The organism is Pseudalkalibacillus sp. A8, assembly GCF_045920555.1.
Classification (GTDB): domain Bacteria; phylum Bacillota; class Bacilli; order Bacillales; family Fictibacillaceae; genus Pseudalkalibacillus.
On sequence record NZ_CP174509.1, the window covers coordinates 1,485,762 to 1,511,861 of the forward strand.

The following is a 26,100-nucleotide window of genomic DNA, read 5'->3' on the forward strand; positions in this document are numbered from 1 at the left end:
AACTTATAATACTTCATGTTACACTAGAAATGCGCATGCCAAATAACCTTCCATAACTAATGATTGGAAGGTTTTGTCATATTTAGATGGAAATCTTAATTAGGCTATATCTTGGAAAGTGGTTCTGTTTTTTAATATGGCATAAATCCAATGTAAGAGCTTATTTACACAAGCAATAACGGCTACTTTATAAAGTTTGCCTTCCTCACGCTTCTTATCGTAAAACGCTCTTAATCTTTTGTTTCTAGGGATGATTTCATCCGTTGTTTTCTGTTTACGACAGTCACGAATACCAGATCGAACTGCCATATATAAGGCGTGCCGCAACCTACTTGATCCACGTTTTGTAATCCGAACGAGAGTAGCTTTAAATTTTCCTGATTCAAACACTTCTGGATCAACTCCAGCGAATGCGACAAGCTTTTTTGGGTGATTAAACCGATCTATCTCACCAATTTCAGAAATGATCGTGGCAGCGATTTTTTCTCCGATACCAGGGATAGATTGGATTATCTTATATTCTTCAATTTCCTTTGCGAGAGTATCTATCTCAGCTTCCAAATCTGATAGATGCTCTTTGTATTGAAGAAGCATATTAATATACATACTAAGACTCAGTAAATGACTCTGATATAGTGTCTTTTGAAACGGATTCCGTGCTGCTGCTTCCTTAAGTTTTTGAGCTTTCTCTTCTGACCATTTCTTTGAACGACTTTTACAGAATTCCTTGATTTTATTTGCCAGCGTATCTTCGCTGACGGCTAAAATATCTACTGATGCTGGGAATTCTTTTAAAATAAGCAAAGACACAACCGAATATAAGTCACCAAAAACCCCTCTGTATTCAGGAAAGATTTGATCTAGTACTGCTTGAAATTGCAGCTTGTTTTGAACATATATTCCTGTCATATTCTCATGTTGCCTTGTAAGATTACGAAGGTTTAAGAGTTGAATACCACGTTTTTTATATGGCTCTAAATCCTCTTTGTAGTAAAGCTCACAAAGGCGATAGGCATCAATGGCATCGGTTTTAACTTTTCGTAAACTAGCACTTTTGGCTCTGTGAGAGATCAAAGGATTAACGATAATTAATAAATAGCGATGTTCATCTAGAAACTGAACAACTGGCGCATGGTAATGTCCAGTAGCTTCTAAAACAACCGAAGGTTGAATACCAGTTTTATCTTTTATACCATCCAGAAACTCAAGTAATGATCCTAGCCCATCAAGATCATGCTTGATACTAAAACTTTTACCGTAAGGTTTCCCCTTATCTAAAAAAGCCTGAACTTCACTTTCTCCTTTTGATACATCCAGACCAACGACTGGATTCATTCTCAATCTCCTCCTCAAATTGAACTTGCCAGTAACCCCTAATTCCTCCTAGTAGTATCATAGCTTCGCTTGTTATACGAGATCTAGGTCCCAACCAGCCTTAAACATGTTTCTACCAGTAGGGGGTGAACGGTTTAACAGACGGGATCTAAGTCCCACGGGCGCTTACGTTCTACCCTGGCTACTGTTATAATAAGACCATATAAAAAATGGTCAACCAGAAATATTTTCTGGCTGACCTTATAATACGAAAAGGGTGTTTCAGATCGAATTTGGGGTATTCGTTTTTACGGAAAAATTAAAGGCATTCAAATTAAACAAAGAGATCAAATTAAAGAATTGCCTAGCTCAAAGCAAGAGGATTATATCGTATTTGAAGTAGAAAATTGGCAAGAACTTGAGCAAACCATTAAACCTGTAGGATACGGAATTTTAGCTTATACCATGACTACAGCAAATACGTTGAAGCAATCAAAAGAACTACCTGAAATATTCATGAAGTCTAAGGAAGAAGTAGCGTTATGGAGACTTATGAGGCGATTTTCTTCACAAGTAAAACTCCAGCTGGATCAAACGCACTTAGATTTAGCTAAACATATACGGTCGTATGAAATAAAAGGCATTCAATTAACTGTTGATCACGAAAACGATTTATTAATTTTAACGAATAAACAATATGATAAAGAAGTTCTCCCACTCAGTACCATTTATTCAAATCCATCTGGAGTATTTAAAACTATTGTTTCATTGATTAAGGTATAAAAAAAGCTGCAAAGAGGAGTTTTTATCTGAACAATGGATAGGAGATCATAAGGAAAATGTTTATGTATTGAATGTAGGTAAACATCAGCTGATCATGGGTAAGAAACTGAAATGAATCAAATGGGGTGAAGCGGTTGGGAAAGGCAGACAAATTGCCTCCTAAAATCATTAATTAAAAACGATTTTAGGAGGCTTATCATGAATTTTACTAGAATTGATAAAGAAGATTGGGATCGAAAAGAGTATTTCGACCATTATTTGAATTTGAAATGTACCTTCAACCTGACATCGAATATTGATATCACAATATTACTAGAACATCTCCAGAACAAAGGGCTGAAGATCTATCCTGCCTTTATTTATATAGTTACCAGAACCGTAAATTCTCATAAAGAATTCAGGTCATGCTTAAATAACGAGGGCGTTCTGGGATATTGGGACACAATGGTGCCAAGTTATACAATCTTTCATCCTGAAAATAAATCCTTCTCCAGCATTTGGACTGAATTTTCTGATGATTTTGGAGTCTTTTATCAAAATTATCAAGACGATATAAAGCGATATAGCAATGTGAAGGGGCTTTTCCCGAAGGAAAATGAACCCCGAAACGCTTTTCCTATATCCAGTATTCCATGGATCAATTTTACTGGTTTTAACCTGAACATCAATAATGATGATGACTATTTATTACCGATCATTACTGGAGGAAAATACTTCAATCAGGAGGAAAAAGTCTTGCTGCCTGTCTCTGTACAAATGCATCATGCTGTTTGCGATGGGTATCACGCTAGTCTATTTTTCTCAGAGTTACAGCACTTGGCTGACAACTGCTATGAATGGCTGCCTTAAGGCAGGGATTAGGGAGGGGTTCACGTTGCTTCATGTAGAGATAAGAAGACCAAGGATAGAGGACATTGAAGAGTTACATCAATTATTCAGGACGGTGATCACGGATACGTTCGATAAAGAAGGAATCGAAGAGATGCAGGATGATCTATATGATGAAATTGAAGTTAAGAAACAGTATCTCGAATGTGATCTGGCGAGTAATGGTGAGAATCGCTATTTTCTGATAGCGGTAGATGGTGATAAAATCATTGGTTCCATCGAATATAGACCGGCAAGCGAACTGTTAAGCAATTGTACCAACCAGGCTTTTGACGGACTGATGGAAGGTCGGAACGCTATTTGTCCATCCTGACTATCAGAAGAAGGGTGTAGGAAATTTGCTATTGAATGCGATCTATCGTTCATTAGAGAAAAAAGGCATTTGTTTAGATAGTGGATATCGTCGTTCTCAAAAAATTTGGCGCAAGAAATTTGGAGAACCGGATTACTTGTTAAAGGATTATTGGGGCGATGGGTATGACCACATGATCTGGAGAATAAAGGTTAGTGATTGTATTCCATAAAAAATATATGATTTTTTTATCAACATAAATGAGCCCGTTCATAGAGTGCTTCTATAGCAGAATAATAGACCCATGTTTTTTAATCCATTGATTAATATTAGATTGTTATATATAGTCAATTATAGAGGTACTGTATTAAATCAATAAAAAATAGGTGGCAATTTTATGAATCGATTTTTGGCAAAACAAGTTCCATACTATGAGCAATTTTATCAAATGATTAAACAAATGATATTCGATGGAAAATATAAACCTGGCGAACGGATCAATGAAACACAGCTGGCAAAAGAATTTAATGTAAGCAAAAGTCCAATAAGGGAAGCAGTTAGAATCCTTGAAAAAGAGGGACTCCTAGAGGTGGTCAACTCTAAAGTGGTAGTCTATAACCCAACATTGAAAGATATTAAGGATATATACTACTGTCGCAAGGCTCTCGAGTCATTTGCGGTTAGTCAAACGACCAGGATCGCAGCTGATTCTGAAATTGAAGAAATCGAAAATACTCTATTAGAGACGGAAAAAGCGATTAAGGATGGTAAAGAATCAAAAGTAATCATCGAGCTGAACGAAAAATTTCATAATTTGATTCTCCAATTCACTAACAACAACAGACTTCAAAAACAAGTCAATGAAATTAGAGGATTGATCCGTTATTACAGAGTTCTTAATTTCAAAGGAATAAACAGGGCAGAAATAATCCTGAAACAACATCGGCAAATTTTCCATTATATGAAAAGAAGAGAAGATAAACTTGCCTCTGAAGAGATGGTTAAACACCTGGACCTTGATATACAACATTTAGTAGAGGTATTGGACAGTGATTTAGATAAAAATTAATAGTTGATTGTTAAAAAGCTCCCAATTCAAATGGGGCTTTTTTTGATGGATAGATGAAAATATCAAATAAGTCAGAAAAATCAAAAATAATTATTGAAATAATAGCTTGTTTTATGTATATTACAATTAAAACAATTACAGTCGACCGCCGACCGACGACCAAAATTGTTCATTTTATTAAGGAGGCCTGTTTATATTGAAACAATTTAAAGTAGCTACAATTCCTGGGGATGGTATTGGCAAGGAGGTTGTACCGGCCGCTACGGACGTATTGGACACAGTTGCAGAAATTCATGGAGGTATTTCCTTTGAATTCACAAGCTTTCCTTATAGTTGTGAATATTACTTAGAACATGGGGAGATGATGCCGGAAGATGGTCTGGAAAGATTACAAGAATATGATTCAATATTTTTAGGAGCGGTTGGTAACAAAGCGTTAGTACCGGACCACATATCATTATGGGGGCTATTGATCAAAATACGTCGCGAGTTTGAACAAGCCATTAATATTCGTCCTGCTAAACTTCTAAGCGGGGTACAGTCTCCATTGGTCAACCCGAATGATTTTGATTTGATCGTAGTCAGAGAAAATAGTGAAGGGGAATACAGTTCTGTTGGTGGAAGGATTTTCCGGGGTAAAGATGAAATCGCCATTCAGAATGGTATTTTTTCAAGAAGAGGAACGAGCCAGGCTATGAATTTTGCATTTGAATTAGCCTCCAAACGGAAAAAGCACGTTACGAGTGCCACGAAATCTAATGGAATCTATCATTCTATGCCCTTTTGGGATGAAGTATTTGAAGAGGTTAGCAAGAACTATCCTCATGTTGAAACAGATTCCCAACACATAGATGCATTAGCAGCTTTCTTTGTAACTCAACCAGAAAGATTTGATGTGATTGTGGCTAGTAACTTGTTTGGTGATATATTGACAGATATAGGAGCTGGAATCATGGGAAGCGTGGGTATTGCCCCAGCAGCTAATATTAATGTCAACGGCAAGTATCCTTCAATGTTCGAACCTGTTCATGGATCTGCTCCAGACATTATCGGAAAAGGGATTGCCAATCCAATCGGACAGGTATGGACTGCTAAAATGATGTTGGATCATTTCGGCGAAGAAGAGATCGGGTCCGTATTATTAGATGTCATTGAAAGTACAACTCATGATAGGATTCTGACAGCAGATATTGGCGGTGTATATACCACCCAGGAAGTGACGGAAGAAATTATTACTCGCTTAAAAGAAAGAGCATGACTCACTGATATGAGTACATAAAGGAAACCTATTTCATAAGTAAATAGGTTTACCCTTTATAACTGAATGAAAACGCTTACCTAGTAAGGTCTAGTAAATCCAATGGAAAAGGATTGATAAAATGAGTAATTTACCTGAAAGTCGTAAATTAGAAAGCATTGAAATGAATCCTGGACAGAAACTGAAAATTGCTGGCATCGAGGCACCTGTTTTTTTCGGAGTGGTCATTGTACTGTTGATTGGAATCTACATGGAAGTGCTGCCACAGAATCTAGCTAGTGGACTTATTGTAGCGATGGTATTAGGTATTTTATTAATGTGGATCGGTGATCAGATACCGGTTTTCAATACATTTGGTGGTGGGCCTATTCTTTGTATCTTAATCCCTGCCTTATTTCTTTATTGGGGAATCCTCCCAGAGAGTGTGGGTACATTGACGGATCGTTTCTATAATGAAATCGGCTTTTCTGACTTTGCTGTTACCGGGATCATAGTCGGAAGTATCTTGAGTATGAATCGGACAATGCTGATGAAAATTGGAGTCAGATTTTTCATCCCTCTCCTAAGTGCTGTGGTAGCGGCTATATTGATCGGAGGTTCAATTGGTCAATTGATCGGGTTTGGATTTGGGGAAACCATCTTTTATGTTGTCGGTCCTATTATGGGTGGAGGTATGGCAGCCGGGGCCGTGCCAATGTCTGAAATCTTTGCCTCAAGTAGTGGAGAAAGTGCTGGCACTGTATTAGCCAAAATTGCACCAGCCGTGATGGTCGGGAATATGATCTGTATTCTTACTGCAGGCGCACTGAACGGGTTAGGAAAAAGGAAAAACCGATCTAAAAATTTCTCGGGTGACGGGGAAATATTGCGAGTAAAGACAGCAGCTCAAAAAATGGATCTTAGTGACCCTGATGAATCTGAAACGACGTTTTCAATGAATTCTGTCATCATCGGAATTATCATTGCTACTTCAATCTTTGTCTTCGGAAAAATTGTTGCTGATTTAATCCCTATGTTTCATTCCTATGTTTGGATCATTTTAGGGGCTGCAGCTCTTAAGATTTTCAATGTCCTGCCATCTTCAGTTGAGAAAGGTGCTGAACATTGGTATGAATTGATAACGAAGGCCTGGGTTCCGGCGATATTAGTTGCTATCAGTGCTGGAATGATTGATTTTAAGAGTGTGATTGCAATCGTAACCGATCCTAGTTATATTAGTTTGACAATCATTACAGTGATTATCGCAGTATTAGCTGCAGGTTTCATTGGTCTATTGGTTGGATTTTACTTTGTGGAATCCGCAATTGGGGCTGGTCTCGGTATGGCTGATATGGGAGGTTCCGGGGATGTGGCAGTATTGAGTGCTGCTGAACGAATGGGACTAATGCCATTCTTACAAATTTCTTCCCGGATTGGTGGAGCGATAATGCTCATCATCCTTTCTTTCATGGCTCCATTTCTTATGTGAAAATTCAAAAACAATGATGACCTATAGAGTTTGAAGTAGTAAAGACACCGGATGAAAAAGGGGAAATCACATGAAAATAACAGATATTCAAGTCATACCAGTAAACCGATTTTTGTACGTTAAAGTTTATACCGATGAAAATATTACTGGGCTCGGTGAATCTGGTGCCTGGGGATTTTTAGATGCTTCGGCAGAAGTCATTGAGACGTTCAAGTCATACCTGATCGGTAAGGATCCTTTGCAAATTGAACATCACTGGCAGTACATGTATCGTTCTTTTCATTTCAGAGGAGCCGCAATAATGGGAGCGATAAGTGCAATTGACATCGCATTATGGGACATAGCAGGAAAATGGTTTAGAGTACCTACGTATGCTTTGTTAGGTGGAAAAACCAGAGAAAAAATCAGAACTTATTATCATGTAATGGGTGAGACGACAGAAGAGCTTGTGGAGAACTGTGTAAAAGCAAAAGAGCTGGGATATACTGCTGTCGGCCACTTGTCACCATTTCTCGATGAACCAAGAAGCACTCCATATTTTGTCCCTTATGCGAAGATGATCAATGATGCTGCTGATCGTATAGGGATGATAAGGGAAGCGGTTGGTTATGAAATGGATTTGTGTCTGGAGCTGCATAGAAGGATGAAGCCTGGAGAGGCAGTAGCCTTTGCACGTGCTGTTGAAAAGTTCAATCCATTCTTTATAGAAGACCCTATTCCTCCAGATAACTTTGATGGGATGGCTCTTGTGGCGAATAAAGTCCATGTGCCCATTGCAACAGGGGAAAGGATCCATACGATCCAAGAATTCGAAATGCTCTTATCACGGAATGCGATGTCTTATGCAAGGACAAGTGTGTGTCTTTGTGGTGGTATAACTGGCACCAAGAAAATAGCAGCTATTGCTGAAGCACATGGGGTACAAATTGTTCCACATAATCCATTAAGCCCTGTCAGTACAGCTGCATGTATACAAATAGCTGCAGCCATAGAAAACTTAGCGATTTTAGAACTCCCTGATCATTTTACTATTTCTGCGACAGAGAGGTTTACAAGTTCTAAAAATGAAAAGAAGGAATTCAGGCAAAGTGACATGGTAACATGGGTTCCAAAAGCTGAAAATGGATTTATTGATGTCCCAACAAAGAATGGAATTGGCATAGAATTGGTTGATGATGTAGAAAAACGTTATCCATATACAAGAAGGGACGTTAATACAAGGTTACATGTGGATGGTTCCATAGTTGATCAATGATCGGACGGTATTAACAATGGATGGGAGCCCTTCAAGGAAAACGATGTGCTGAATGAATGTAGGAAAGTATACGCTGATCAGAGGTAAAAAATTAATATAAGTAATGGAGGAGCTCCAAGAATTTGGGCTCCTTTATTTGGCTTACAGTTTTTGCAATTATAACAACAACATATTCGTTAAAAGTATCTTGAAATTAAGTTTTCAAGAATTTTTGCGTGTTTTTTTAATGAACTTTTTAAGATTTGGGTGTTACATTCATCGTTCGATAAAGAACTATGTATAAAAAATCCAATAGATAAAACTACTTCCCCTTTGCCATTTAATATAGGACAAGCCAGAGCGTGAATGCCTTGAGTGTGTTCAGAATCTGTCTCGGCTATACCTTCTTCCCTTATTTTTCTCAGTTCATCCATAAAAATTTCAGGGGTAGTAATTGTGTTTTCCGTGTATCGAGGAAGTTGACCATCTACAATAAACTCGTCAATGATTTCATTGATTTGGATGTCGGTTAAATGGGCTATGTAGCTTTTACCTACAGCACCTCCGATAATTGGAAAAATCTCACCAGGTGATATAGTCAAGCGAATCTTTTGATTAGGTTCTTCTTTGGCAATATAAGCTAAATTAAGAGCATCTTTTCGCTTTGCCAGTACCACTGTTTGATTGACTTCTGCACAAATTGTAGGCAGGTAAGAAATCACCGTACTAATATAATCATTCATTTCTTCTGATCGTGAACCTAAAGGAATTAAATAAGAACCTAGCTTATAACGTTTTGATAAACGGTTAAAGTGGACAAAATCTTTTAGCTCTAGAGTTTTTAAAATTCGTAAACAAGTACTTTTACTTATATCAAGTGCAATTGATATTTCAGTTAAGGTGCTTTCTTTGTGCTTTTCATTTGAAAGAAACTCTAAAATGTTAAGGGCTGAATATACAGATGGTATAAAATTGCTATTCTTTTCTCCAGTTGTCTTCATTGGGATCCTTCCTTTTCTTACATTCTTTTTTATATCATTTCATATTCACAGGAAGTTTGAAAGTTAAATAGATTCATTTTTTTCTGACAATTCTATTGACATGATGATTTTAGTTTGTTAAATTCAATAATATCAAATAAGAAACCTAGTTTCAATATTGAAACTAAAGCGTATTAAATAATCCTACATACTTTTTGGGAAAAGAGGCCAAAAAATATGCATCATACGGATTCATTATGGGCTTCCACAGCAAATCAATTAAAGATTCGCCCTTCCCTGGAAGGGGAAATTGAGACAACTGTTACCATCATAGGAGCTGGTTTTACTGGCCTTGCAACTGCTTACTACTTACGAAAAGCAGGCATTTCTTGTGTCGTTTTAGAGAAGAACATGGTAGGGTGGGGTGCTAGTGGCAGAAATGCAGGAATGGTTTTGACAGGGTATAAAAATGGTATTCAAAAGATTGAAAAACGTTGGGGGCGAGAGGTTGCGAAGGTTTTTCTAGAGCAATCTAGCCTAGGGATCAAAAAAGTACGTGAAATAGTAGAAAAAGAAGGTATTGATTGTTCATTAAATCATTGTGGTAGTATGAAGGCCGCATTTAAATCAAAGCATTTAGAGACTTTAAAAAAAGAACAAGAATTTATGTGGCAAGCATATCAATATGAACTTCAATTAATAAACCCTGAACAACTCAGTATTGAACTGAAATCCGATTTTTATCAAGGGGGATTAGTTGATCCAAGAAGTCATTCTTTCCATCCATTAAATTATGCATTAGGTCTGGCGGATGCAGTAGAAGATCAAGATGGAAAAATATATGAGCAAACAGAAGTTGCTTCGATAAATAAGAAGCGAAATAAATATATCGTTCAGACCGATATGGGGGTTGTTAAATCAACACATATAGTCTTTGCCACTAATGGATATACAAAAAATCTTAATAAAAAATTAACGCTTTCGGTCATGCCGATGGGAAGCCATATTGTCGTAACGGAGCCTCTTGGAAAAGAAGTCACTGAAAAATTAATCCCGAATAACCGTATGATATCCGATACGAAAAATTTCCTTTACTATTTCAGAAGAACACCAGATGAGCGTATTCTATTTGGAGGTCGTGTTAGTTTCAATGAAAAGCAAGACTCATCCTTATATAAGTCTTTACGAGAGAACTTATTAGATGTGTTTCCAGAGTTATATGATCGAAAAATCGAATTCCAATGGGGAGGCAAAGTAGCTTTCCCACTAGATTTTTTCCCTCACGTTGGTACGATCAAAGATACTATTCACTATGCATTAGGTTATTGCGGCCATGGAGCATCGACCTCAACACTGTTTGGTGAATATGTTGCTAAAAATATTGTGCACCCCAATAGAGAAAAGTCGAAATTAGAAGAGCTGCCATTAAAGACAATCCCATTCCACAATCAAAGAAAACTATTACTTAATATAGCAGGTAGTTATTATTCAATAATGGATAAAGTAAATTAATCATGATAAAGCGAGGTTTACACATGAAAAATAATTATAAATTAGCTGTGGATGTTGGTGGGACATTTACTGATGTTGTGTTATTTGATAATCAGCGACGAAAATTACATTTTACAAAAACACCTACCTCTTCAGAGGACCCTTCAGAAGGGGTAGTTGAAGGAATTAAAAAAATAATGGAAATTGCACAGATTGAAGCTGACCAAATTGATTACTTTGTTCACGGGACAACCTTTGCAACCAATGTATTTCTAGAAAATAAAGGATCAAAAGTCGCCTTATTCACAACTCATGGCTTCAGAGATGTTATCGAAATTGGCAGACAAAAACGTTTGAAGTTATATGATTTATTCCAAGATAAACCCTCTAGTCTTGTAGAACGTCAATATCGCTTTGGGATTCGTGAACGAATAACTGCAGACGGAGAGGTTTTACATAAGCTGAATGAAGATGATGTTAGAGAATCAGTCCGAAAAGTCAAAGAAAATGAAATCAAATCTATCGCAGTTTCATATTTACACGGGTACTATAATCCAATTCATGAAAATAGAACCGCAGAAATTATCAAAGAAGAATACCCCGAGTGTTATATTTCATTATCCCACCATGTTTCCCCAGAATTCAGAGAATACGAAAGAACAATTACTACAGCAGTTAATGCCTATTTAAAACCCAAAACAACTAATTACTTGGTCAAATTAGAAGAGAAGCTCCAACAAATGAATATTAAAATACCATATATCATGAAGTCTAATGGTGGCATTATGACAATGCAAGAAGCTTCAGAAAATGTGATCCAAACCTTACTGTCTGGCCCTGCTGGTGGTGTAGTTGCATCGGGATTCATAGCGGAGAAGTTAGGAATGAAAAATATCATTACCTTTGATATGGGTGGAACAAGTACTGATGTTGCCCTGATAGAAAATCAATCCCCACAAATTACACTTGATGGCAGATTGAAAAATTACCCACTAAAAGCACCTATGATTGAAATGGAAACCGTTGGGGCAGGTGGAGGTAGTCTTAGTCGTATTGATGAAGGAGGACTTATAAAAGTAGGACCTGAAAGTGCAGGCGCTTATCCTGGGCCTGCCTGTTATGGAAATGGTGGAAAAGATCCAGCCATTACAGATGTAAATCTATTGTTGGGAAGAATTGATCCTGAATTTTTCTTAGGCGGAGAAATGCCATTAGATCTAGATGCAGCCAAACAAGCACATCACAAAATAGTCGAACAATCTAGTTTATCTCAAGATGAGTCTTCTGTCGGTATGGTTAAAATAGCAAATCATCATATGACTGAAGCGGTACGTCTTGTATCCGTAAGAAAAGGACATAATCCCGAAGAATTTACACTTTTTGCTTTTGGTGGAGCTTCACCACTGCATGCCACTTCGATAGCACGGGAACTTGGAATTCCTAAAGTAGTTATTCCGAACGCTTCTTCCGTGTTATCCGCTTTTGGATTATTAGTAGCGGATATTAAGCATGACTTCACAACCACTAATATTATCCCATTAGACCAGGAGAATTTACCAAATATTCTTGCTGAATTTAAAACTTTAGAATCCTCTGGTAAAGAACTATTAGATAAAGAAGGTGTTGATCCTGAAAAACAAGTGTTAACACGTTATCTTGATTTACGCTTCAAAGGGCAAGCATTTGAAATAAAAATCGAACTTAAAGGTCTAAATCTAGAAACTAGTATTGAGGATATAGCTTCAAAGTTTTTTGAAGATTATGAAAAAGAGTATGGCTATTGTGATAGAAGCCAACCAATTGAAGTGGTGAATTATCGTTTGTCTGCTATTGGTTTAACTTCAGATATTGAACTTGAAGAGTTTAAGGAGCACCAGACAGAACCCCCAATAGAAGCAAGAAAAAGTAGACGTAGAGTATATCTGTTTTCAACTAATCAATTTGAAGAAGTAGATGTATTTTATTTAGATAAATTGATAAGCGGGAATCATATTTCTGGCCCAGCTATTATTGATGGCTCAAATACGACAATAATAGTGGAAGCCGATGAAGAGGCAAAACTCGATTGCTTTGGTAATATCATTATCTCATTAGGAAAGGGGCTCTTATCTTGATTTCTTCAAAAATCGATCCAATTATGATGGAAGTAGTAGGTCACTCATTTATGTCAATTGCAGAAGAGATGAGTGCTACCTTACAAAGAACCGCATATTCGAGTATTGTACGAGAAGCGTTGGATTTTTCTACCGCTATTTTTGATCGAAATGGTAATTTAATAGCCCAATCAGATAACATCCCAACTCATTTAGGGTCAATGGGAGGCACACTTAAAAGAATTTTACAACAGCATTATAGACAGGATGAAATTTATGAAGGGGATCAAATTATGATCAACCATCCATATATGGGGGCATCTCATAGTCCCGACATCCTTTTGTTTGCACCAGTGTTCGTGGAGAGTAAACTCGTAGGTTTTTGTGGAAGTATGTGTCACCACGTTGACGTCGGAGGTAGTACTCCTGGTAGTGCCCCTGGAAATGCTACAGAACTTTATCAAGAAGGTCTACTTATTCCACCCGTAAAGCTATATGAAAAGGGTGAAGAAAATAAAACGATTATTTCGATTATTAAAGCTAATGTAAGAATGCCTTCCTATACATTAGGAGATTTAAAATCACAAATATCAGCTAATGAAATTGGAAAAAAGAGAGTCTCGGAATTATACAATAAGTACTCTATTGAAGCCGTTGAAAATATTATACAGGCGTGGTCCAGTTATTCAGAAAATAGGATCAAAGACAAAATTAAAGAAATAAAAAATGGGATTTACACTGCTTCTGGCCATCTAGACGATGATGGGGTACAAAAAAATGAATCGATCCACCTTGAAGTTAATATCAAAATCAAAGATGACAAAATGATTTATGATTTTACTAATTGTGCATCACAAGCCAAAGGCCCGTTTAACGTGACTCAAGAAACGGTTAATGCAGTTGCCTATTTCGTGACACGATGTGTAACGGATTCAACAGTGCCTCAAAATGAAGGGGCGTATAAACAGATCGAAGTAAAAACGAAAAAAGGTACGATTTTAAACCCTAACTTCCCAGCACCAGTTAGTGGAAGGTATCACACAATTATGAGGTTAAGTGATATTTGCCTTGAAGCGATGTCTAAGGCAATTCCAGATAAGATTCCAGCCTCCAGTCATGCGCATGCGACAACTATTGCCATTGGGGGGCATAACCCAAAGACAAATGATTACTTTGTATATTATGAATTGAACGGTGGGGGCATGGGGGCACGCCCCAATAAAGATGGACTAAGTGGAATTGATGTTCATGTAGGTAATTGTATGAACGTACCAATCGAATCTGCTGAATTAGAATATCCACTCTTATTTCATAAATATGAGCTACACCAAGATTCAGGAGGGATTGGTGAATATCGGGGTGGATTAGGGGTTGTAAGGGAAATTGAGATGCTTGAAGACAATTTAACATTGACTACTCGAGGCGATGGAGAAACTACAAATCCGAAAGGATATTATGGTGGACATAATGGCCTTCCAGGAAAAAAAATATTAAATCCTGGCACAGAACATGAAAAAAGACTATATGGAAAAACGACTGGTTTAACAGTTAATAAGGGTGACGTCTTATATATTGAAACCCCAGGTTCAGGTGGATACGGTACACCTATAAATAGACCGAAAGATAAGGTTATTCAAGATTGGAAAGATGGTTATATTTCTGATGAAACATTAAAAAAATTAATAATTAACCCATGAATTTTTAATACCAAACCTTTGGAGGTGAAAAGATGCGGTTAGCTAAAAAGATTGCGGTAGTGACCGGAGCTACTGGAGGTATTGGCAAAGCTATTTCTGAAAAGTTCGTTAAAGAAGGTGCTCAACTATTATTAGTTGATATAGATGAAAAGAAACTTGAGGACTTAAAAAATCATTTATCACAATTTGATCAAAAAGTAGAAATACTTGCAGCCGATGTGTCTTTGAAAAAAAGTTGGGAGAAGATCTTAGAAAAAGTAGATGTCTATTTCGGAAAAATAAATGTTTTAGTAAACAATGCAGGCATTAGCGGTAATGAAGGGTTATTAGAAACAACCCAAGACAGATGGAATACTATTATTAATACGAATTTAAGCAGTATATACCTGGGCATGTACCAACTTCTACCTAAGATGATTGAATCAGGTGGCGGTTCAATTATTAATACATCATCAATATTCGCGATTATTGGCTCTGGAAAAAATGCTGCTTATACCGCAGCAAAAAGCGGAATGATGGGGTTAACAAAAACGGTAGCTGTCGAATTTGCTAAAGATTATGTAAGAATAAATACTATCCATCCAGGGGTAATAAGAACACCTATGACTAAAAAGAAGTTAGAAGATCCAAAAATTTTAAATCAATTTAGAACCTTTACACCTTGGCCGGAATTTGGAGAGCCGGATGATATTGCATATGGTGCTGTTTATCTTGCTTCAGATGAATCCAAATTTGTAACAGGTTCTGAACTAGTTATCGATGGAGGTTATGTAATTCAGTAAGAATGTAAAGGTGGCAAAAATATAATGAATAATTTTGAAGGTAAGAGAATTTTAGTTACTGGTGGTGCATCAGGGATCGGTTTAGCCACTGTCAATCATTTTCTAAAAATAGGTGCAAAGGTAGCTTCATTTGATATTAATAGAGAAAGTTTGAACAAACTCAGACATAAAGTAGAAAGTCCCGAACATTTACTAGTGATAGAAGGGGATGTTCGGCAAAAGGATCATATTTCAAAATCTTTGGATTTAATAATTGATAAATGGAAAGGTATCGATATTTTAGTTTATAGTGCTGGCATCTTCCCTGATTGTAGAATTACTGAAATGAGTGAAGAAGATTGGGATCAAGTCCTTGATATTAATTTGAAAGGAGCTTTTATCACTTGTCGAAAAGTAGCTCGAAGAATGATTAAACAAGGTGATGGAGGACATATTGTAACCATTTCTTCTGGAAGTTATCAATCTGCAAGAATTGGTTCTGGTCATTACTGTGCCTCAAAAGCAGGGTTAGTAATGCTCACAAAAGTACTAGCAATCGAATTAGCTAAGAATCGCATTCAAGTTAATAGTATTGCCCCAGGGTTAGTCGAAAGTGAGCGTTTGGATCTAAGTTATATTGAAAAATTTTGTGAAAGGATACCTTTTGCACGACCTGCTAACCCTTCTGAAGTCAGTTCTGCAATCGAGATGGTAACATCATCCCTGAACACATATATGACAGGACAGGTCATTGCGGTAGATGGTGGCTTATCCTCTGGACATTACGGGCTCCCAAATTCAAATAAATCCTTATGATAGTTTACAGATTTAAGTATAGTCCTAGTTTGTTCTAAGAACGAAATATATTTCATTCTATAAAGGAGGTAATAAAATGACCCAAAACAACTTTTCCGAAAAGACAAAAAAGAAGAGTAGCAAAATTTTTGATATTATCGTTTGGATATCCTGGTTAATTTTGATGTGGGGATTTTTAGGATTATTAGCTATCACTTCATCTCCTAAGGATTCCCCAGGTTTACACGAGGCAATTATTTTGGCTTACTTCTTAGGTTTTGGTTTCTTTTTTGGATTGCTTTATTACATTACACTTAAGAGGGGGATTTAATAATGCATCTTGCATGGGGGATTGTACTGGTATTATTAGCATTTGTGATTATAAGTATTGTAGTTAAGAAATACGTTAAAACCGCAGAAGATTATTGGATCATGGGTAGAAAAGCAAAATGGTGGATGTTCACAGGTACATTAACAGCGAGTTATGTCAGTCTATCCACATTTATTGGTGGTGTTGGCTCTGCATGGAATTGGGGACCTATGCCATTCCTACTCTTTTATACTAGTAGTTTTACTTTCGGATGGATCATTGCTGTAATATTAATCGGTTTAAGAATGAGAAAACTGGGTGTTACTAGTATCTCAGAGTATTATAAAGTGAGATTTGGTAACAATGGTAAACTAATGTACGCTGGACTGGGACTTAGTTTAGCAGGGATTCTATATTTCTACTTATTAGTGCAAATTCAGGGTGGTGGTTTAATATTATCAACCATTTTTGAGATTCCATTACCAATTGCGGTTACGATCATGGTTATTATCGTGGCATTCACACTCGGTTTGTCTGGTATGTGGTCTGTTGTTATCACCGATACCTTTGCGATGATATTGTTTATCATTATTGCCATTATCATTTTACCAGCTACTATTTCTGCAGTTGGAGGGTTAGAAACTGGTATTGCAGCGATCTCAGAATTTGGTGGATGGTCTGCAACAGGATCATCGGGATTAGATATGCCTTATTATGTAGGATTTGCTTTAGCTTGGCTTGCAATTGTTGGGGGCTCACCTCATATTATTAACCGTTCGCTCATTGTTGATCATCCCAAAAGTGTAATTAAAGGCTCCTTTATTTCCTATGTAGTAACTGTCGTTTTATCCATTTTAATTTTTATTTCTGCTGGTATGTTGATGGCTGTTATTGAGCCAGGGTCTATGCATCCAGATAGTATTTCTCCTTATGCTTCAATACATGTTTGGCCTTGGATTGTTGGTGTACTTATTATAGGTGCAGCGATGGCAGCCGCATTCACAACTGCAAATACACAAGCACTATCTATTGCACAAGGTATTGTTGACTTATTTAGATATTCATTAAAGCCTGATATGACAGATGCATCTAAGAAAAAATATACAACAGTTATTAGTATTATCGTATTAATAGTTGTTGGTGTAATGGCTTTCCAACAAACATACTTATTAATCATTGCGGGATCTTTGGCAGGAATTATAGCCTCATTAGGTTTGTTCCCAACATTAGTTCTTTCATTATATTGGGAGCGTCTTACCATTAAAGCTGTAAATATTATGATTTGGCTGAGTGTACCACTTGGCGCATTCATGATTATTACGAACAATCTTCTAGAGTGGTTCGCACCTTTCCCAACTGTTTATAGTTTCCCTATTGGTTTTGGAGGATTAATCATATTATCACTATTAACAAAACAAAAACCAGAAGAAAAAGAAGGCTTTAGGTTATTAAAAGAAAAAGGCTTTGCTTCAGAGAAAGCAAAAGTTGAGAAACAGGATTATGGTATTTTAATTGGTGGTTTTATCATTGTAACAGCCGTTTACTTCATGTTACTAGTTATGTTAGGAATTTTATAAGACTTTTAGGCAATAGCTTATTATAGGAGGATATATGTGATGCCTGGATTGTTTGACTTTTTTAGCTACAAAGGTCTTCATCTGAGAAACCGCATCATGATGTCATCGATGTGTCAATACCAAGCAGAAAACAAGGATGGAAATCCGACTGATTGGCATTTTGTCCACTATACGAGTAGAGCCATCGGAGGCATTGGACTTATTTTCTTAGAAATGACCAATATTGAATTAAGGGGAAGAATTTCGGATCAATGTCTAACATTTCATTCGAAGGATCAAGTCCCTCATTACAAACGAATTGTCGATGAGTGTCATAAATATGGATCTAAAATAGGTATACAATTGGCACATGCTGGACGCAAATCTGTCATTGATGGTAATGATATAGTTGGCCCAGGAGATGATCCCTTTTCAGAAGATTCGCCTATACCAAGGGCTTTAGAAATCGAGGAAATTAAAGAGATTATCGGAAAATATGGAACGTCAGCTTCATTAGCTGTACAAGCAGGGTTTGATACTATAGAAATTCACGGCGCGCATGGATATCTATTACATCAATTCATGTCACCAGCTTCAAACCATCGAAATGATCAATATGGCTCGTATCATGTTTTTCCAGTAGAAGTTATTCGAGAAATTAGATCCAATATTCCTAAAGATATGCCTCTAATACTAAGAATTTCAGCAGTTGAATACGGTAAAAACGGTTATGATTTTAATCATATGTTAAATTTTATTCCATATTTTCTTGAAGCTGGTGTTGATATGTTAGATGTTAGTACAGGAGGAAATGATCCTGTAAGACCAAAAGTATACCCGGCATATCAAACCCGTTATGCCCAAGAGATTAAAGAAAAATTCAACATACCTGTCATTTCTGTTGGGAGGTTAGAAAACCCTGATGTCGCTGAATCAATTATACGTGATGGAAGGGCTGACCTTGTTGCCATTGGGAGAGGTCTTCTTAGAGAACCCTATTGGGCCAAAGAAGCTGCGGTGAAACTTAATCAAGAGGTAAAACTACCAGGTGTTTATGACCTCGGTTTTTCTGTGTAAATAACTAATAAATTAACTAAATATTTTAAATATACCCACAATTAATTAAGGGGGAAGACTCGGATTGATTTGGAAGAATGATGTTAAAACTACTGTAATGCTTACGTTTGACTTTGATGCCGAAACGTTATGGATCTCAAGGAATAAAGATAATTATAAAAAACCAGGAACACTTTCACAAGGTGTCTTTGGTGCAAAAGTAGGTATTCCAAGTATATTGGAATTACTACGAAAACATGACATTAAATCTACTTTTTTCATTCCAGGTTTGGTTGCAGAAAAATATCCTGATCGTGTAGAACAAATCCTTGCAGATGGACATGAGATTGGCCACCATGGATATTTACATGAATGGGTAGATCCCGATGATCCAGAAAAAGAAAGAGAGATTTTTATCAAGGGATTAGCGTCTTTAGAAAATATAACAGGTCAAAAACCAGTAGGATTTCGATCACCTGCCTGGGAAACGAGTGACCATATGTTCGATTTATTAATTGAACACGATTTTCTTTATTCTAGTAATATGATGGATTCGATTGATCCTTACCGTGTCGTAAAAAATAACAAGGAAACAGATTTGATAGAAATCCCGGTACAATGGATGCTAGATGATGCGCCTTTCTTTTTGTTTAATGTTACAGGCCCATCAAGGCCCATCTTTCCAGCACAACATGTCATGAATGTTTGGAAAGAAGAATTTCATGCCATTTATAATCGAGGATGTCTATTTAATTTGGTGTGCCATCCTCAGATCATTGGTAGACCGTCTAGAATCGATATGTTAGATAATTTCATTCGTTATATGAAAAGTTATCCTAACGTTGAATTTGCTACCGGTAGTAAAGTGGCCAAATATGTTAGAGAATATTATTAACATGTTTTTACGAATCTTTGGATTACCTAACTTTAGAATATGAACAAAGGAGTCTGTGTATGAAAACTCTAACCTTATCAGGATCTGCCCATGACATAGGCAAGCAGCATGGTGAAATGGGGAAAGATGAAATTATCCAAAGTATAGAAACTTATGAACAGCTTTTCTATGACTATCAATCAATAAATTGGAATCAAGTACAAGAACGCGCAAAGCTACATATTCCAGCAATCGAAAAGTTTGATGAAACATTAATTGAAGAAATGCAAGGTGTTGCTGAAGGTGCATCCTTAGAATTTGAGGACATTTTGGTATTGAATGCAAGAAGTGAAATAGCGCTCACAGGAGATGCGCATTCATCTTTCACAGATGGGTGTACAAGTATTTTTACATGCAGTCCATTAACCTCAGATACGATCATAGGACAAAATTGGGATTGGAAAGCTGCTCAGAAAGATAGCTTGCTATTACTGAAAATTGAAAGAGAAAATCTACCAAATATATTAATGGTAACAGAAGGCGGTATAATCGGGAAAATTGGGTGTAATGACTCATCTATTGGGGTTGGATTAAATGCTCTTCATTCAAAGAAAAAAAGCGATGGTGTACCCATTCATCTAGGGCTTCGTGCTATTTTAAATTCTAACTCATTACACGAAGCCATGGGGAAAATACAGGAAGGACAAATGGCTTCTGCTGCTAATTTTATGATCGGATACAGTGAGGGGAAACATAAGGGATTAGGTTTTCATGTAGAGGTTTCTCCTTTTGGGATTGCTATAACAAATAACGAAGCTGAACACGGTGTTCATACGAATCATATCTGTTCTCCTGAAATTCAAATGAATGTCGGAGAAGGAAACAACTTAAGATATAGTGATTCTGAAATACGAAAAAGAAGAGCAGAACAACTTATCAATTACTCGATAAAAAATGAATTAGTGATAAATGAAGAAACTTTTAAAACATGGTTAAGTGATACATTTAATGCTCCAAATTCGATTAACCATTATATCAATCACCAAGCTCCTTCACATAGACATATTGAAACAGTTTTTTCAATCATCATGAATTTAACAAAAAAAAGTGTCTATATAAGCAAGGGCATGCCTTCGGATGTAAAATATGAAGAATATAGTATCTAGATTGTAAGGAGGGATAATTAATGGTTAATCCTCAAGAAGTGTTTAGTGAGTTAACTGAGCTGAAACAATACCTGGAGGCGTTCCCAGTCATAAACCAATTGCGAACAGATCTTTCAGAAGAAAGCTACCTTGAGATTTTGTCCCAAATGAGAAAGGATGGCTATCGACTATTTGCGATTTACAAAGAACAGGAAGTCATCGCCGTTGCAGGTCTCGCGATGAGAGTTAACTTCTATAATAAAAAACATGTCTTTATTTATGATCTTGTTACTGATTCACAATACCAGTCTAAAGGTTACGGTAATCAACTCCTGAATTTTATCGACACATGGGCAAAATCCCAAGGGGCTCAATTTATAGCGTTAGAATCAGGTATTCAACGCACAAAAGCTCATCGTTTTTATGAAGATAAACAACTTTACGACAAGTGGTGCTATTCCTTCCGCAAAAAACTATAAAGGGACAATGAGAGGTCACTTCTTAAGTTGTTTGTCCATCCCGACTATCAGAGGAATGGCGTAGGGAATCTCCTGTTAAATGCCATATACCGTACTTTAGATGAAAAATGCATTGAAGAGTATTGTTTGGATAGTGGATATCGTCTTGCACAAAAAATATGGAGGAAGAAATTTGGAGAACCTGATTACTGGTTAAAGGATTATTGGGGCGCTGGGTATGACCACATGATCTGGAAAATCAAAGTGAAGGATCGTATTAAACAGGAACAATAAATAATTTTCAATCGATAAATAGGCGCCAGTTAAAGGAATTGGGCTTCTTTTTCTTTTGGATTCCGTCGAAAGGGTTTCAGACGAAAAGAAAGAATTAATAATTATCTTTATAACCTGAGAAAGGAGAATATTGTGATGGCAGTGAAACAAAAACAGATCCAGTACCATGAAATTGCTACCCGGGAAGAGTGATAACTAATGGAATACATGATTAGAGGAAAGAAATTGGTAACTGTAAGCAAGCTCGATACAATCAAAGATGGTGCAATGGTGATAAAAGGTGGAAAAATAGCAGCTGTTGGCCAATGGAGCGAGCTGAAAGAAAGTTTCTCCGGTATAAAGGTGCTGGATTACTCTAAATATATCATCACACCTTCTTTGATAGATTGCCATACACATTTACTAGAGTTTGCTCCTACATCCTTATATCCTGTTACAGCAGAAACTCATTTTTTGGCAGGAAAAGCAATCCTTTTTCAAGCCTTGTCATCAGGCATCACTGCGCTTGGAGAACAGATATGCGGCCACCCGCAATGCGATTTTTCAATTGATGATTACAGAAAAGCAGTTAAGGATTTTCCTATGGACATTTCATTCGCAGCAACCAGCATATCGATTGGCTTTGAACAATTAGCCCATTTTACTTCAGTTACTCAATCAAAAAGTGTTAGTCAACTGGAATTAACCGATCTGAAGGTAGTTCAAGAAATTGCTGAGGAGAGTGACTATCCAGGGGAGAACATTTTTATTAATGCAACACCTGCAAATTTTACGGAAGAACAAGTTCCGAGAGCCGGTCAAATAATCTATTCATTTGAAGAGTTAAAGCAAATAGCAGATACCTACCACAAACTTGGCAAGAAAATCGGAGCCCATGTTGCCGGGGAAAAAGGAATCGAAATGGCTCTGGATGCCGGAATTGATGTCTTGCATCATGCTCAAGGGATAAATGATGAACTAGCAGAAAAAGCAGCGAAGCTTGGGGTTCATATCATAGCGACCCCTATAGGAGGAACCCACCTCCTACCTAACTCGCCAGAAGAAATTCTGAGTTTAATGGAAAATAATATTCCTGTTTCCATATCAACTGACGCTTACCTTCCGCCTCACCCGGATGCTTCCTGGCTGCCTTTCAATGATCGTTCTTTAAAAGGTCCGGATACCTTAATGGCTATTGCCCGCCCCGCTATGAAATTATTACATGATTATGGTTACGATGAAAATGTTCTGCTGGCCATGATTACAGCCAATCCAGCAAAGCTGTTAAGGAAAGATAAAAAGTTTGGAAGATTGGAAGCGGGACTTGATGCTGATTTTTTGGTAGCAGAAGGTGTTCCAGGATTGGAGATTACGGAGAATAGTGATATTAAGAAGGTTTATTTTAAAGGAAAAGAAGTTATAAATCGTGTTAGAAAATAGTATGATAAAAAGGCTTTATATACGGGTTATAAATCTTGTATATAAAGCCTTATTAATATATTTTAAAAGATTTTAAGTAGGTTATTGCATTTCATTCCAAATTTCCCGTCAAACTCAACTCATTACCTAGCTTTTCTTTTCGTGTAATTCTCCCTTTGTAAATTTTTATCGTTAACTTAAACTTAAAGTAATTACAATATTTATCGTTTTATAAATAATTATTAAAAAACATTTGCTTACATTTCCCGTGCACCGTTTCCAAAAATAGAGGCTTACAAAGCTCAAAAGAGTTGGAGCTTTCCATGGTACTCCTCTTATGGAAGTGACTTCAACTATGATTTCAACGTTACACTGGATGAATCTGTCGACCCTCTCGAATACAACTTCAGTACAAAGGACGAGTATGAACAATTTGGGATGCCATTAAACGTGGAGGAGAGGCAGTCGATGGAATTACTGGGCTAAGCTGTTTCCTCCGAAAAGGCGACGATGTCTTTCACACTTATTCAGTCTACGCACACTGGAGTAAATTGGCGGGGCATACTACTTTCTAGATGAAACAGCACTCGGTCGCCAAGAGGAATGGAAGGAGCCAAAAGGTCGTGTGAGTTTTAAAGACGATTCGGATTGAGCCTCGGATAAGTGTAGGGGGTTAATTTTTTCAGAGGGTACACTAAGGTATACCCAATACGAATCATATTTGAGTTAAGTCTTCTCATATGGTCTTTTTCTATATTTACCTAACTAAAGTCAAGGTTGATAGCCTCCTAAATATGTAGATTAATTTTAGGAGGCTAAACGAAATTTGTTCAATTTTCTTGTTCTATAAGTAAAGTGATCCTGACCCAATAATTACTGATTTCCCACCTATTTTAACTTTTGTGATTTCATTTCCTTCTTTTATTATCGTGATATCTATAAAACTCGGTCTACCCATTTCCATTCCTTGTTCGCTTCTTATCGTAGAAATTCCACTATCAACAGAGGGTACGACACCATGCTTGACTAAATAAGCCCCTAAAGGTCCGCTTGCTGCACCTGTTGCAGGATCTTCTGATATTCCCATTGCGGGTGCGAACATCCTGCTATGAACGGTCGATTGTGGTTCTTGTGTCTCAGTTGTAAAGGTGAAAATATGCTTCGTATTTGGGCTCCCGCTAAAATATTTCTCCCATACATCAGTACGGAAATTGATCTTTTTCATCGCAGATAATGATTGTATTGGGATATACAAAAAGGGTACACCTGATGAAACAGTTTGAAGTGGAAGCGATGGATCCAATTCCTCTAAAGAAAGAGACAACAACTCTGCCGCTAGTTCCCTCTCTGAATAGTAGTCACCAAAGGAAGGTAATGGTTGTTCCATTTCTACTTTTGATATGCCGTTATCAACCATTTCTACTGTTACAGGAACATCCCCAACGCCTTCTTCAAAGATCCACTCATTGGCACCTGTTTTCGTATCAATGATATCTTTCTCAGCCATTACGTATGCTGCACCGATCGTTGGATGACCAGCCATAGGCAATTCGACTTGAGGGGTAAAGATCCTTAAACTTTTTTCTTTTTTTGGATCAGTAGGTTTACGGATAAATACCGTTTCCGATAAATTCAATTCCCTTGCGATCCTCTGCATGAGATCAGGACTTAGGTTGGTTTCTTCAAACACCGCCAATTGATTTCCGCCAAAAGGTTTGGTGGTAAACACATCGACTAACGTATAATTCAATGTTTTCATTTTTCTCCTCCTCGAATTTTTTGATCGTCTCCTTGCATTCATCATATGTCACCCTTTTGCATTAATCAAATGAATGTTTATAATAGTTAATATGAATTGAATTAATGAATCTGTCAGGAGGTACTGATATGACCCTACTTCAATATGAAATTTTCAAAGAAGTGATAGAATTGGGGAGTTTTACGAAAGCTGGAGACAAACTGGGTCTTACGCAATCCGCTGTGAGTCATGCTGTAAAGAGCCTGGAAGCTGAACTTGACCTTACTCTTTTGAAGAGAGGACGTTCTGGCGTTTCTTTAACGTTTGAAGGGAAAAGGATCCTTACTTATATTAGACAAATCCTGAATCTAACAGAAAAAATGAAACAAGAGGCTGGCAGGTTAAATGGTTTGGAGATTGGAACGATTCGAATTGGTACGTTTCCTAGTGTTTCAGCGTACTTGTTGCCTTCCATCATAGAAAAGTTTCATTCTACGTTTCCTTCAATCCAGGTTGAATTCTTTGAAGGCGGGTACCATGAACTTAGACAAATGTTATCGTCCAATGCCATTGATATTGGTTTTTTGACGACTAACCATGCTGAGAACCTTGATTTCATTCCATTATTTGACGATCATCTCCATATTATTTTGCCTGATTCACATCCCTTGAAAAATGAAAAACAAGTCAGTGTACAAGATATAGCTGCAGAACCATTCATAATGCCAAAGGCTGGCTGCGATGATTTAATAAAGGAACTCTTCAAGTCGAATAATCTTAAGCCCAATGTGTATTGTGAGATTGCAGATAATCAGACAATTATAGCCATGGTGCAAAAAAATTTAGGGATCAGCATCGTACCGGAAATTGTCATGCACGCTGCTAAAGATTTGGCCTCCGCGGAGTTAAAAGAAGAATCCTATCGGACAGTTGGATTGGCTCTACCCGACCTTGATACTGTTTCTCCAGCGGTTGCAGCATTTATTGAGTTAACGAGGTCCATGATCAATAGAAAGAAATAAAAGCATTGACTCTGTGAAAGAAACTTTTTAAATGCCTGTGAAGGGAAGTCGAACACCTCTCAGGATTTTTTGTATCCAACTTGTGAGGTACCAAAGGGGAAGTCCACAGATGATCATGGGGAAGAG

23 protein-coding genes and 2 pseudogenes are annotated in these 26,100 nt (G+C 37.1%); 22 read left to right on the forward strand and 3 right to left on the reverse strand.

The genetic code is table 11. From position 1 onward, the window contains the following. Positions 1-99 precede the first annotated feature (99 nt). On the reverse strand, positions 100-1,335 hold the full coding sequence (locus tag ACJROX_RS07740) for an IS110 family transposase (RefSeq protein WP_408008343.1): 1,236 nt from the start codon (positions 1,333-1,335) through the stop codon (positions 100-102). A 339-nt stretch (positions 1,336-1,674) separates the two neighbouring features. Between ACJROX_RS07740 and ACJROX_RS07745 the strand changes: the two genes are divergently transcribed. The 7 genes and pseudogenes from ACJROX_RS07745 (at position 1,675) to ACJROX_RS07775 (ending at position 8,327) form a co-directional block, all read left to right on the forward strand. Continuing rightward, complete coding sequence (locus tag ACJROX_RS07745; RefSeq protein WP_408010173.1) at positions 1,675-2,097, forward strand: hypothetical protein; 423 nt, start codon at positions 1,675-1,677, stop codon at positions 2,095-2,097. Positions 2,098-2,295: 198 nt separating this feature from the next. Further along, positions 2,296-2,946 carry a type A chloramphenicol O-acetyltransferase gene (gene catA, locus ACJROX_RS07750; protein WP_408010174.1) on the forward strand — a complete coding sequence of 217 codons (651 nt, stop codon included), beginning with the start codon at positions 2,296-2,298 and terminating at the stop codon, positions 2,944-2,946. Positions 2,947-2,971: 25 nt separating this feature from the next. Next, positions 2,972-3,509 (forward strand): annotated as a pseudogene (locus tag ACJROX_RS07755) (GNAT family N-acetyltransferase). A 165-nt stretch (positions 3,510-3,674) separates the two neighbouring features. Further along, complete coding sequence (locus tag ACJROX_RS07760) at positions 3,675-4,346, forward strand: GntR family transcriptional regulator (protein ID WP_408010175.1); 672 nt, start codon at positions 3,675-3,677, stop codon at positions 4,344-4,346. A gap of 196 nt (positions 4,347-4,542) precedes the next feature. Continuing rightward, the gene (locus ACJROX_RS07765; protein WP_408010176.1) at positions 4,543-5,604 is read left to right on the forward strand and encodes a tartrate dehydrogenase; all 1,062 of its coding nucleotides are present in this window, start codon (positions 4,543-4,545) and stop codon (positions 5,602-5,604) included. Positions 5,605-5,725: 121 nt separating this feature from the next. Beyond that, positions 5,726-7,072 carry a 2-hydroxycarboxylate transporter family protein gene (locus ACJROX_RS07770; RefSeq protein WP_408010177.1) on the forward strand — a complete coding sequence of 449 codons (1,347 nt, stop codon included), beginning with the start codon at positions 5,726-5,728 and terminating at the stop codon, positions 7,070-7,072. 70 nt (positions 7,073-7,142) lie between these two features. Next, complete coding sequence (locus ACJROX_RS07775) at positions 7,143-8,327, forward strand: mandelate racemase/muconate lactonizing enzyme family protein (RefSeq protein WP_408010178.1); 1,185 nt, start codon at positions 7,143-7,145, stop codon at positions 8,325-8,327. A 176-nt stretch (positions 8,328-8,503) separates the two neighbouring features. Here the strand turns inward: ACJROX_RS07775 and ACJROX_RS07780 are convergent, their stop codons facing one another. Continuing rightward, positions 8,504-9,307, reverse strand: coding sequence for an IclR family transcriptional regulator (locus ACJROX_RS07780; RefSeq protein WP_408010180.1), 804 nt, complete (start codon positions 9,305-9,307; stop codon positions 8,504-8,506). A 216-nt stretch (positions 9,308-9,523) separates the two neighbouring features. Between ACJROX_RS07780 and ACJROX_RS07785 the strand changes: the two genes are divergently transcribed. The 14 genes and pseudogenes from ACJROX_RS07785 (at position 9,524) to ACJROX_RS07850 (ending at position 23,700) form a co-directional block, all read left to right on the forward strand. Further along, on the forward strand, positions 9,524-10,798 hold the full coding sequence (locus ACJROX_RS07785; RefSeq protein WP_408010181.1) for an NAD(P)/FAD-dependent oxidoreductase: 1,275 nt from the start codon (positions 9,524-9,526) through the stop codon (positions 10,796-10,798). Positions 10,799-10,821: 23 nt separating this feature from the next. Next, a complete protein-coding gene (locus ACJROX_RS07790) occupies positions 10,822-12,891 on the forward strand; it encodes a hydantoinase/oxoprolinase family protein (protein ID WP_408010182.1) in 2,070 nt (689 codons plus the stop codon). Continuing rightward, positions 12,888-14,567, forward strand: coding sequence for a hydantoinase B/oxoprolinase family protein (locus tag ACJROX_RS07795; protein WP_408010183.1), 1,680 nt, complete (start codon positions 12,888-12,890; stop codon positions 14,565-14,567). Before ACJROX_RS07790 ends, ACJROX_RS07795 begins: the two co-directional genes overlap by 4 nt. A gap of 32 nt (positions 14,568-14,599) precedes the next feature. Beyond that, entirely contained in the window at positions 14,600-15,349 is a 750-nt protein-coding gene (locus ACJROX_RS07800; RefSeq protein WP_408010184.1) for an SDR family NAD(P)-dependent oxidoreductase, read from the forward strand. A 24-nt stretch (positions 15,350-15,373) separates the two neighbouring features. Continuing rightward, the gene (locus tag ACJROX_RS07805) at positions 15,374-16,144 is read left to right on the forward strand and encodes an SDR family NAD(P)-dependent oxidoreductase (protein WP_408010185.1); all 771 of its coding nucleotides are present in this window, start codon (positions 15,374-15,376) and stop codon (positions 16,142-16,144) included. 76 nt (positions 16,145-16,220) lie between these two features. After that, positions 16,221-16,454 (forward strand): hypothetical protein, encoded by a 234-nt coding sequence (locus ACJROX_RS07810; protein WP_408010186.1) that lies wholly within the window; start codon positions 16,221-16,223, stop codon positions 16,452-16,454. A 2-nt stretch (positions 16,455-16,456) separates the two neighbouring features. Continuing rightward, a complete protein-coding gene (locus ACJROX_RS07815; protein WP_408010187.1) occupies positions 16,457-18,010 on the forward strand; it encodes a sodium:solute symporter in 1,554 nt (517 codons plus the stop codon). Positions 18,011-18,049: 39 nt separating this feature from the next. Then, a complete protein-coding gene (locus ACJROX_RS07820) occupies positions 18,050-19,066 on the forward strand; it encodes an NADPH dehydrogenase (protein WP_408010188.1) in 1,017 nt (338 codons plus the stop codon). Between the two features lie 64 nt (positions 19,067-19,130). Beyond that, the gene (locus ACJROX_RS07825; protein WP_408010189.1) at positions 19,131-19,940 is read left to right on the forward strand and encodes a polysaccharide deacetylase family protein; all 810 of its coding nucleotides are present in this window, start codon (positions 19,131-19,133) and stop codon (positions 19,938-19,940) included. 59 nt (positions 19,941-19,999) lie between these two features. After that, the gene (locus tag ACJROX_RS07830) at positions 20,000-21,085 is read left to right on the forward strand and encodes a C45 family autoproteolytic acyltransferase/hydolase (RefSeq protein WP_408010190.1); all 1,086 of its coding nucleotides are present in this window, start codon (positions 20,000-20,002) and stop codon (positions 21,083-21,085) included. A gap of 20 nt (positions 21,086-21,105) precedes the next feature. After that, the gene (locus tag ACJROX_RS07835) at positions 21,106-21,543 is read left to right on the forward strand and encodes a GNAT family N-acetyltransferase (RefSeq protein ID WP_408010191.1); all 438 of its coding nucleotides are present in this window, start codon (positions 21,106-21,108) and stop codon (positions 21,541-21,543) included. Positions 21,544-21,567: 24 nt separating this feature from the next. Then, positions 21,568-21,816: pseudogene (locus ACJROX_RS07840) on the forward strand (GNAT family N-acetyltransferase); the annotation flags it as partial. Between the two features lie 198 nt (positions 21,817-22,014). Further along, positions 22,015-23,235 (forward strand): amidohydrolase family protein, encoded by a 1,221-nt coding sequence (locus ACJROX_RS07845; RefSeq protein ID WP_408010192.1) that lies wholly within the window; start codon positions 22,015-22,017, stop codon positions 23,233-23,235. 264 nt (positions 23,236-23,499) lie between these two features. Then, positions 23,500-23,700: a DUF899 family protein gene (locus tag ACJROX_RS07850; RefSeq protein WP_408011606.1), complete on the forward strand. Its 201-nt coding sequence runs from the start codon at positions 23,500-23,502 to the stop codon at positions 23,698-23,700. A gap of 358 nt (positions 23,701-24,058) precedes the next feature. Here ACJROX_RS07850 and ACJROX_RS07855 read toward each other — a convergent pair whose 3' ends face one another. Further along, positions 24,059-24,973, reverse strand: a complete 915-nt coding sequence (locus tag ACJROX_RS07855; RefSeq protein ID WP_408010193.1) for a PhzF family phenazine biosynthesis protein — start codon at positions 24,971-24,973, stop codon at positions 24,059-24,061. Positions 24,974-25,101: 128 nt separating this feature from the next. Between ACJROX_RS07855 and ACJROX_RS07860 the strand changes: the two genes are divergently transcribed. Continuing rightward, entirely contained in the window at positions 25,102-25,974 is an 873-nt protein-coding gene (locus tag ACJROX_RS07860; RefSeq protein ID WP_408010194.1) for a LysR family transcriptional regulator, read from the forward strand. The last annotated feature ends 126 nt before the right edge of the window (positions 25,975-26,100 follow it).

Excerpts from the sequence above, each read along its gene's own strand:
- ACJROX_RS07775 (WP_408010178.1), top strand. The coding sequence starts at position 7,143 with ATGAAAATAACAGATATTCAAGTCATACCAGTAAACCGATTTTTGTAC.
- catA (WP_408010174.1), top strand. The coding sequence starts at position 2,296 with ATGAATTTTACTAGAATTGATAAAGAAGATTGGGATCGAAAAGAGTAT.
- ACJROX_RS07805 (WP_408010185.1), top strand. The coding sequence starts at position 15,374 with ATGAATAATTTTGAAGGTAAGAGAATTTTAGTTACTGGTGGTGCATCA.
- ACJROX_RS07855 (WP_408010193.1), bottom strand. The coding sequence starts at position 24,973 with ATGAAAACATTGAATTATACGTTAGTCGATGTGTTTACCACCAAACCT.
- ACJROX_RS07820 (WP_408010188.1), top strand. The coding sequence starts at position 18,050 with ATGCCTGGATTGTTTGACTTTTTTAGCTACAAAGGTCTTCATCTGAGA.
- ACJROX_RS07760 (WP_408010175.1), top strand. The coding sequence starts at position 3,675 with ATGAATCGATTTTTGGCAAAACAAGTTCCATACTATGAGCAATTTTAT.
- ACJROX_RS07740 (WP_408008343.1), bottom strand. The coding sequence starts at position 1,335 with ATGAATCCAGTCGTTGGTCTGGATGTATCAAAAGGAGAAAGTGAAGTT.
- ACJROX_RS07860 (WP_408010194.1), top strand. The coding sequence starts at position 25,102 with ATGACCCTACTTCAATATGAAATTTTCAAAGAAGTGATAGAATTGGGG.
- ACJROX_RS07830 (WP_408010190.1), top strand. The coding sequence starts at position 20,000 with ATGAAAACTCTAACCTTATCAGGATCTGCCCATGACATAGGCAAGCAG.
- ACJROX_RS07800 (WP_408010184.1), top strand. The coding sequence starts at position 14,600 with ATGCGGTTAGCTAAAAAGATTGCGGTAGTGACCGGAGCTACTGGAGGT.
- ACJROX_RS07780 (WP_408010180.1), bottom strand. The coding sequence starts at position 9,307 with ATGAAGACAACTGGAGAAAAGAATAGCAATTTTATACCATCTGTATAT.
- ACJROX_RS07815 (WP_408010187.1), top strand. The coding sequence starts at position 16,457 with ATGCATCTTGCATGGGGGATTGTACTGGTATTATTAGCATTTGTGATT.
- ACJROX_RS07835 (WP_408010191.1), top strand. The coding sequence starts at position 21,106 with ATGGTTAATCCTCAAGAAGTGTTTAGTGAGTTAACTGAGCTGAAACAA.
- ACJROX_RS07785 (WP_408010181.1), top strand. The coding sequence starts at position 9,524 with ATGCATCATACGGATTCATTATGGGCTTCCACAGCAAATCAATTAAAG.
- ACJROX_RS07810 (WP_408010186.1), top strand. The coding sequence starts at position 16,221 with ATGACCCAAAACAACTTTTCCGAAAAGACAAAAAAGAAGAGTAGCAAA.
- ACJROX_RS07770 (WP_408010177.1), top strand. The coding sequence starts at position 5,726 with ATGAGTAATTTACCTGAAAGTCGTAAATTAGAAAGCATTGAAATGAAT.
- ACJROX_RS07790 (WP_408010182.1), top strand. The coding sequence starts at position 10,822 with ATGAAAAATAATTATAAATTAGCTGTGGATGTTGGTGGGACATTTACT.
- ACJROX_RS07845 (WP_408010192.1), top strand. The coding sequence starts at position 22,015 with ATGGAATACATGATTAGAGGAAAGAAATTGGTAACTGTAAGCAAGCTC.